Source organism: Streptomyces sp. NPDC002513 (genome assembly GCF_053595355.1).
The window spans coordinates 1-2,707 of the sequence record NZ_JBSFXK010000142.1 but is presented as its reverse complement, the minus strand read 5'-3'; the positions used below and the strand labels follow the sequence as shown (position 1 = coordinate 2,707).

Below are 2,707 nucleotides of genomic sequence, written 5' to 3'. Positions count from 1 at the left end.
ACTCGGAGACCACATCCCCACCCGCCTGGAGCAGCCGCCACAGATCCTCAGCCGACCCCACACCACCCGGATACCGGCACCCCATACCGACGATCGCAATCGGCTCGGTCTGCTTTTCTTCCATGTCCTGCAGCCGGAGCCTGGTTTCCTGCAGTTCCGCAGACGCCATTTTCAAATAGCTACGAAGTGTCTCTTCGCTCGCCATTGGAATCTCCTAAAATCAAACAGAAGGAGGCAGAGGGGGCCCGCTCAAGGAGTGACGCTAAACACTTTTAATGAAATTGAAGAGCTCTTCATCGCTTGCGGAGTCGAACGACTTCGGAGCTTCGGAGGCTTTTCCTTTCGAACTCCCTGCGCTGGCGATCTTCGCCGACACTTCCCGCAAGCGCACAGCGATCTGATCCCGATCCGCAGCCTCCAGTCCTGCGAGCAAGGATTCCACGTTTCCGAGGTCCTTGAGTATGGCGTCCTTTGGCGTAAGATCTGCTCCGCAGAGACGGGACCGCAAATGACCGGCAAGGGCCTGGGGGGTGGGGTAGTCAAATATCAAGGTGGCCGACAGGCGGAGTCCACTCGATTCGGCCAGCCGGGTCCGCAATTCCAGCGCAGTGAGTGAGTCCAAGCCTATTTCCGTGAAAGGCCGGTCTGCGGATACCTCTTCGGCGCCCGTGTGGCCGAGTACCGCTGCGGAATGCGTTCGCACCAGCTCGAGCAGCATGCGCTGCTGCTCCTTCGGGGTGTGCCCAGCGAGCGACTGAGCCAACTCAGGGCCCCGGGTACGGTCGGCCGTGGCAGCCGCAGCCGTACGAAGCCCGGTCGGCACCAGACTACGCAGCACCGCCGGCAGAGGGCCTTGCCCATGACGCAACGCCGCAGTGTCCAGCTTGGCCGGTACCAGCACCGCCTCGTCTCGGCCCAGTGATTCGTCGAACCATCCGAGCCCCTGCTCAGAGTTGAGGGGCACCACTCCCAGCCGGGCCATGCGGTGGCGGTCGGTGTCTGCCAGGCCGGCGGTCATCTCACTGTCCTGTTCCCACAGGCCCCAGGCCAGTGAGACACCGGCCAGTCCGCGTGCCCGGCGCCAGGAGGCCAGGGCATCGAGCATCGCGTTCGCCGCCGCGTAGGCTCCCTGCCCAGAGGTACCCACCACCCCCGCGACCGACGAGAACATCATGAACTGCGCCAGACCCATCTCGCGGGTGAGGTTGTGCAGGTTCACCGCCGCGTGCAGTTTTGGCCGCAGAACCTGTTCCAGCTGAGTCGGCGTCAGTGAGCCGAGGGTCGCGTCCGACAGGATTCCGGCCGCGTGTACGACTGCGGTCAGCGGATAGTCAGATGCCACTTCCGTCAATACGTCGGCCAGCATGTCAGGATCAGCCACGTCACACGCCGCCACGGTCACCCGGACCCCCAGCCCGGACAACTCCGCCACCAGATGCCCGGCCCCAGGCGCATCGATGCCTCGCCGGCTGACCAGCAGCACGGCTTGTACACCGTGTTCAGTCACGAGGCGCCGTGCGATCATCCCGCCAAGCGCCCCGGTACCACCGGTGATCATCACTGTTCCGCCGCCAAAACTCCCAGCACTGGCCGAAGAATCGATTCCATCCTGGGAATCGATCAGCCGCGTGACGTCGGAAGTACTGCCCCCGGATGACGTCGAGCCACTGCCGATCCTGGTCAGACGGGGCACCAGCACCGCCCCGGACCGCACCGCGAGCTGAGGCTCTCCCCGGCCCAGCGCTTCCCGCAACGCCTTCCAGCAGCCAGTGTCTCCGTCGACATCCGCCAGGGTCACCCTGCACCCCGGACGTTCTGTCAACACTGACCGCAGCAGGCCCCATGCCCCGGCACCAGCCAGGTCGCGCACCGGATCGCCCGAAGCCGTCGTCACAGCACCGTGGGTGACCACCACCAAGTGCGCCTTTTCGAACCGTTCGTCGTCCAGCCACCAGCGCACCGTTTGTGCCACAGCCCACACCCGACTGCCCACATCAGCGGCCCGGATGTCCACGGCACCGTGCCCGGCAACACAGGCCTCATGTGCCGGTCCTGTTCCCACGAACTGATCAACCGGCACGTCGGGCACGCACAGCAGCACCGTGTCCGGCACAGCCGCGCCTCCGTCGACCGCGGCGGCCAGTTCCTCGACTGTCGCGTACCGCACACCTTCTTGGTCCAGCGGTATGTCGCTGGAGCCCACCACAGTCCAGCCACCAGGGGCAGCTTGCGGCTGGCCGGCCACCGACAACGCAATCCAGTCCACGCGTAGCAACGGATCCCTGCGGGTGGTGGTGGCCTGGTGTAGTTGGTCGCTGTTGATGGCGCGTAGTGTCAGTGATTGGGCGTGGGCGACTAGTGTTCCGGTGTCGTCGGCCACGGTGACGGCGAATTCGTTGTCGGCCAGGGGTGTCAACCGTACGCGCAGTGTGGTGGCTCCTACCGCATGCAGCGACACACCCCGCCATACGAATGGCAGTGGCAGGCCTTGCGCGCCTGTTGTGGTGGTCCAGGGCAGGCCTTGTTGGTCCGGTTGGGGGGCTGCCAGCAGCAGTGGGTGCAGTGCGGCGTCCAGCAGAGCGGGGTGGATGCCGAAGTCGTCGCTGTGGCCGGCCTCCTGCTCTGGTAGTGCGACCTCGGCGAAGAGGTCCTGACCGTGTCGCCATACCGTGCGCAGGCCCTGGAATACGGGCCCGTAGTCGAACCC

At 65.2% G+C, this 2,707-nt stretch carries 2 protein-coding genes; both read right to left on the bottom strand.

The window, feature by feature from the left end; translation table 11 throughout:
• A partial coding sequence (locus tag ACWD5Q_RS35320) for a beta-ketoacyl synthase N-terminal-like domain-containing protein (RefSeq protein WP_451431157.1) occupies positions 1-205 on the bottom strand: 205 nt, incomplete at its 3' end.
• A 57-nt stretch (positions 206-262) separates the two neighbouring features.
• Positions 263-2,707 (bottom strand): type I polyketide synthase (locus ACWD5Q_RS35315; RefSeq protein ID WP_451431156.1); only part of this gene is annotated, 2,445 nt, incomplete at its 5' end.